Genomic DNA, 4,972 nt, shown 5'->3' with positions numbered 1-4,972 from the left:
TCTGCTGACTATGCTAGGCGACGGCGCTATCTTCATGCCGCCACCCTAGCCGCCGCCGGTTCCGGGTCCGTGTCCAAACAGGGTGAACCAATTGCTTCTTTCCACTGACGTCTGGGTCGGCGCCCTGATCCGCCGCGCCGAGCTGGAGGGCGCCAACGCCGTGGTGGTGAAGAAAGGCGACGCCCGCGCCGGGGCCGTCATCGTCAAGGCTTATGACACCACCGCCCGCACCGCCCGTCTGTGGACCGAGGCGACCGGCCAGGACGGCGAGCCCTTATGGATCCAGCCCGTCGCCAGCGAGTTCGAAAGCGAACTGGACGCCTATCTGGACCGCCAACGCCGCTATGACCCCGACCTCTGGATCGTCGAGATCGAGGATCGCCAGGNNCTCTCCCGATGGGAGAGGGTTCAACCGCCAGAACCGCCCTCAAGCAGCGCAAAGCGCGTTAGGGCCGCTCAAAATGGTAACCGCGCCATTCACCGCGTTCGTGAACCGGACCGCAAGCGCGGTCGCCCTACAAACCGTCGCATGGGGCCAGAACGGTCCTGCGAGCGGGCGTGGTCCATGCTGTTTCTCTTGAACGATGTCGTCTTCGATCTGGACGAGGCCTGCCCGGCCCCGAGCCATGACGTGCGCCGCTTCGAGACCCTGTCTTGCGACTATGTGCTGGAGATGGGTTGCGAGCTGTTCGCCGAAGACCCGCTGCTGCATCGCACGGACCCGGCCCGCGCGCGCCGTCTGGCCTGGCTGATCGCGCACAAGGCGCAGGGCGTCAACGCCGCCCTGTTCGCCGCGCCCGAAGCCGGTTGCGCGCCCGAACTGGTCGAGCCGCGCTTCTGCGCGCTGCCGGAAGTCGTCCTGCGCCACCTGCAACAGCGCGCGCGTCGCGGCGCGCTGAACGCCGCGACGGCGGACAAGGCTGTCTGGGGCCGTCTGGCGGCCTGACCGTCCGCCTAGAGGATGATCCCGAACAGGGTGTGCACCACGATCGCCGCCAGGACGATCAGGGCGAACCCCGCCAGAAAGCAGACCAACGGGTGAATCTTGCGCTCGCCCTGTACGGGCGCGACCTTGCCTGGGTGAACCAGAGCCATGACGTTTCCCTTCCCTTGTGCGACGGACTCATGGCCCGCCGTCTCCCGAAAACGAACATGCCTCGAATAACCATCATACGCTAAGGGTCTTTCACGACATCGTGAACGTCGACAATTGAGCCCCGGCGCGGTAGGTCGCGCGTCCTAAAGGAAGCTCTATGTCCAAACTGACCCTCGCCCAGGAGGCCGACCGCCGTCGGACCTTCGCCATCATCGCCCACCCGGACGCCGGCAAGACGACCCTGACTGAGCATATCCTGCTGGCGGGCGGCGCCGTGCGCGCGGCCGGGGCGGTCAAGGCGCGCGGGGAGAACCGCCGCGCCCGGTCGGACTGGATGAAGATCGAGAAGGAACGGGGCATTTCGGTCACCGCCTCGGTCATGACGTTCGAGCACGACGGCAAGATGTTCAACCTGCTGGACACGCCGGGGCACGAAGACTTTTCGGAAGACACCTATCGCACCCTGACGGCCGCCGACTGCGCCATCATGGTGCTGGACGCCGCCAAGGGCATCGAGCCGCAGACGCTGAAGCTGTTCGAGGTCTGCCGCCTGCGCGACATCCCGATCATCACCTTCATCAACAAGCTGGACCGCGAAGCCCAGGATCCAATGGCCCTGCTGGACGAGATCGCATCCCGTCTGCAACTGGATCCCTCGCCCATCTGGTGGCCCGCCGAGAGCGGCAACCGCCTGCGCGGCCTGGCCGAGGTCGGCGGCCAGGGCCGGTTCCAGCCCTATACCCGCAAGACCTCCGACAACGACGGCGAACACCCCGCCCCCCTGCCCTTCGCAGACGCCGCCGCCTTCTTCGAAGGCGCGGAGCAGGCCGACATGGTCGATGCGCTGGAACTGGTCGAGGCGGGCTACAAGCCGTTCGATCATCAGGCGTTTCTGGAAGGGCATATGACGCCCGTGCTGTGGGGCTCGGCCCTGCGCCACTTCGGCATCGAGGAACTGCTGAAGGCCATCGGCGAATGGGCCCCGCCGCCCAAGACCATGAAGGCCCGCAAGGAGGCCCCGCCCGAGACCCGCAACGCCCCGGCGCCCGAGGACATCGCGGTCGAGCCGAGCAAGGATGAAGTCACCGGCTTCGTCTTCAAGGTCCAGGCCAATATGGACCCCAACCACCGCGACCGCATCGCCATGTTCCGCATGGCCTCGGGCAGCTTCAAGCGCGGCATGAAGCTGAAGGTCCAGAACACCGGCAAGCAGCTGTCGGTGAACGCCCCCATCATGTTCTTCGCCTCGGATCGCGAACTGGCCGAGGACGCCTTCGCCGGCGACGTGATCGGCATTCCCAACCACGGCGTGCTGCGCGTCGGCGACAGCCTGTCGGAGAGCGGCCTGGTGCGCTTCGCCGGCCTGCCCAACTTCGCCCCGGAAATCCTGCAACGCGTCCGCGTCAAGGATCCGCTGAAGGCCAAGCACCTGAAGAAGGCGCTGGAGGGTCTGGCCGAGGAAGGCGTGACCCAGCTGTTCCGCCCCGAACTGGGCGCGGACTTCATCGTCGGCGCCGTCGGCCAACTGCAGTTCGAGGTCATGGCCGACCGCCTGGGCGAGGAATACGGCCTGGACGTCATCTTCGAACCGTCGCCTTACGCCGAGGCGCGTTGGGTGGCGGGCGAGAAGGCCGACCTGGAAGATTTCGCCGGCAAATACCGCCCCCAGATGGCGGTCGACATCGACCAGAACCCGGTCTTCCTGGCCAAGTCGAGCTGGGAGACGGGCTACGTCTCCGAACGCTTCCCCAAGATCGCCTTCACCAAGACCAAGGAACGGGGCTGACCCCTCAGGTCTTGCTGATCGACACCCCGCCGTCGACCAGCATGGCCGTCCCGGTCATGAAGCTGGAGGCGTCCGACGCCAGGAACAGGGCGGCGCGGGCGATCTCCTCCGGGCTCGCCATCCGCTTCAGGGCGTGCATGCCCTCGACGAAGGCGATGATCTCGGGCGTGTGGGCGAACTCGCGCCCCGCCTCTGTGTCCGTGCCGCCGGGCAGCAGGCAGTTGCTGCGCACGCCCTTGGCCCCGAACTCGGCGGCGATGACGCGCGACAAGCCGATCAGCCCCGCCTTGGCCGCGCCATAGGCCGCCATGCCCGGCATGCCGATGGCGTGGCCCACAAAGGTCGAGGTGAAGATCAGCGACCCGCCGCCGCGCGCCAGCAGGGCCGGGATCTGATGCTTTGCGCCCAGGAAGGCGGCGGTCAGGTTGACGTCCAGCGTCTCGCGCCAACGCTCCAGCGCGATCTCCGGCGTCGGTTCATTGGCGCCGATGGCACCGGCGTTGTTCAGCGCGATGTCCAGACGGCCGAACCGCTCGACCGCCGTGCGCACCAGCCGCTCGGCCAGGGCCTCGTCGCGGATGTCGCCCGGCACGGCGACGGCGCGGCCGCCCTCAGCCTTGATCGCCGCGACCAGGGCCAGAAGCTCGGCTTCGCGCCGGGCGGTGACGACCACCGCCGCGCCTTCGCGGGCGAACAGACGGGCCGCGGCGGCGCCGATGCCGGAGCTGGCTCCGGTGATGACGGCGACCTTCTCGATGAGTGCAGGCATGACGACCTCGTGCGTGAAAGAGGCCGTCTTCCTTTCATGCCCTCACCGCGTGGTCTGGCGGGGTTCGGACGCGGCGTTCAGGTCGAAGGCGCCACGCGGGGCTCGCGCCCCAGCGCCTGAAACCACGGCAGGAAGATCTGGATCAGCGGGCCGATCCCCACAGCGAAGACCACCGTGCCCAGGCCGACCGAACCGCCCAGCAGCCAGCCTCCGGCCAGGACGCTGACCTCGATCAGCATCCGCGACACCCGGATCGACCAGCCCAGCCGCTGGTTCAGGCCGATCATCAGGCCGTCGCGCGGCCCCGTGCCCATGCCCGCGCCGATGTAGGCGGCCCCGCCCATGGCGGTCAGCAGCACGCCCATCGTCATGAAGGCCAGCCGCAGCGGCAGGCCCGTGATCTCGGGCAGGACGGCCAGGGCCGCATCCATCGACAGGCCGATGACGAAGATGTTGAACAGCGTGCCCAGGCCCGGCTTCTGACGCAGCGGAATCCAGGTCAGCATCACCAGGACGCCCATGATGATCGAGGCGGTCCCCAGGCTGATGCCCGTCCGCAGGGACAGGCCCTGGTGAAAGACGTTCCACGGGTCCAGCCCGAGGTTGGAGCGCACCATCAGGGCGGCGGCCACGCCGTACAGGCACAGGCCCAGTTGAAGCTGGATGAAACGACGCATGAACATGTGCGCCATAAGCCTCTAGATCGGCCTTGCTTTATAGGGCCAATTTCGAGACGGTGGCCTTATGCGCGACACCCTGGTCAACGCCGCCTCCCTGTCGCGTCAGTTGAACGGCTGGCGCGGGCCGGACGGCGAGCCCGCCTATCGCCGCCTGGCCGAGGCGCTGAAGCTCATCATCCTGGACGGGCGGCTGTCGCTGAACGCGCGTCTGCCCGGCGAGCGCCGCCTGGCCGAAACTCTGGGCGTCAGCCGCATCACCGTCAGCGCCGCCCTGGACCGGCTGAGGGCCGACGGCTTCATCGTCAGCCGGACCGGGTCGGGCAGCTTCACCGCCCTGCCCGCCAGCCCGGCGTCGCCGCCCGTGACCTATCTGGACGGGCCGATGCAGAGGGTCGATGCGCCGGGCGTCATCGACATGGCCTCGGCCGCCATGGCCGCCGACGAACAGGTGCACGCCGCCTACGCCCGCGCGCTGGAGGCCCTGCCCGCTCACCTGCCGGGGCCGGGCTATGAGCCGGTCGGGGTCGAGGCCCTGCGCCGCGTCGTCGCCGACCGCTACAGCGACGAGGGCATGGCCACCACGGCGCAGCAGCTGGTGGTCACGGCGGGCGCGCTGGGCGGGCTGGCGCTGCTGCTGCGGG

General features: G+C 68.4%; 5 protein-coding genes and 1 pseudogene. 3 read left to right on the top strand and 3 right to left on the bottom strand.

What is annotated here, in order from left to right; genetic code table 11:
- Window positions 1-91: 91 nt before the first annotated feature.
- Window positions 92-385 (top strand): annotated as a pseudogene (locus tag B2Y21_RS05220) (DUF1491 family protein); the annotation flags it as partial.
- Between the two features lie 569 nt (window positions 386-954).
- On the opposite strand, the gene B2Y21_RS05215 reads toward B2Y21_RS05220, so the two are convergent.
- Window positions 955-1,095: a hypothetical protein gene (locus B2Y21_RS05215; RefSeq protein ID WP_292057653.1), complete on the bottom strand. Its 141-nt coding sequence runs from the start codon at window positions 1,093-1,095 to the stop codon at window positions 955-957.
- A gap of 158 nt (window positions 1,096-1,253) precedes the next feature.
- On the opposite strand from B2Y21_RS05215, the gene B2Y21_RS05210 reads away from it, so the two are divergent.
- Entirely contained in the window at window positions 1,254-2,882 is a 1,629-nt protein-coding gene (locus B2Y21_RS05210) for a peptide chain release factor 3 (protein ID WP_292057651.1), read from the top strand.
- Between the two features lie 4 nt (window positions 2,883-2,886).
- Here the strand turns inward: B2Y21_RS05210 and B2Y21_RS05205 are convergent, their stop codons facing one another.
- Both B2Y21_RS05205 and B2Y21_RS05200 read right to left on the bottom strand, forming a co-directional pair.
- On the bottom strand, window positions 2,887-3,651 hold the full coding sequence (locus B2Y21_RS05205; RefSeq protein WP_292057649.1) for an SDR family oxidoreductase: 765 nt from the start codon (window positions 3,649-3,651) through the stop codon (window positions 2,887-2,889).
- A gap of 77 nt (window positions 3,652-3,728) precedes the next feature.
- Window positions 3,729-4,328, bottom strand: a complete 600-nt coding sequence (locus B2Y21_RS05200; RefSeq protein WP_243637714.1) for a YczE/YyaS/YitT family protein — start codon at window positions 4,326-4,328, stop codon at window positions 3,729-3,731.
- A 67-nt stretch (window positions 4,329-4,395) separates the two neighbouring features.
- Here B2Y21_RS05200 and B2Y21_RS05195 point away from each other — a divergent pair.
- A partial coding sequence (locus B2Y21_RS05195; RefSeq protein ID WP_292057642.1) for a GntR family transcriptional regulator occupies window positions 4,396-4,972 on the top strand: 577 nt, incomplete at its 3' end.

The organism is Brevundimonas sp. UBA5936, from assembly GCA_002430835.1.
Classification (GTDB): Bacteria; Pseudomonadota; Alphaproteobacteria; order Caulobacterales; family Caulobacteraceae; genus Brevundimonas.
The sequence above is the reverse complement of the archived record's forward strand: the minus strand, read 5'-3'. Positions and strand labels throughout refer to the sequence as shown.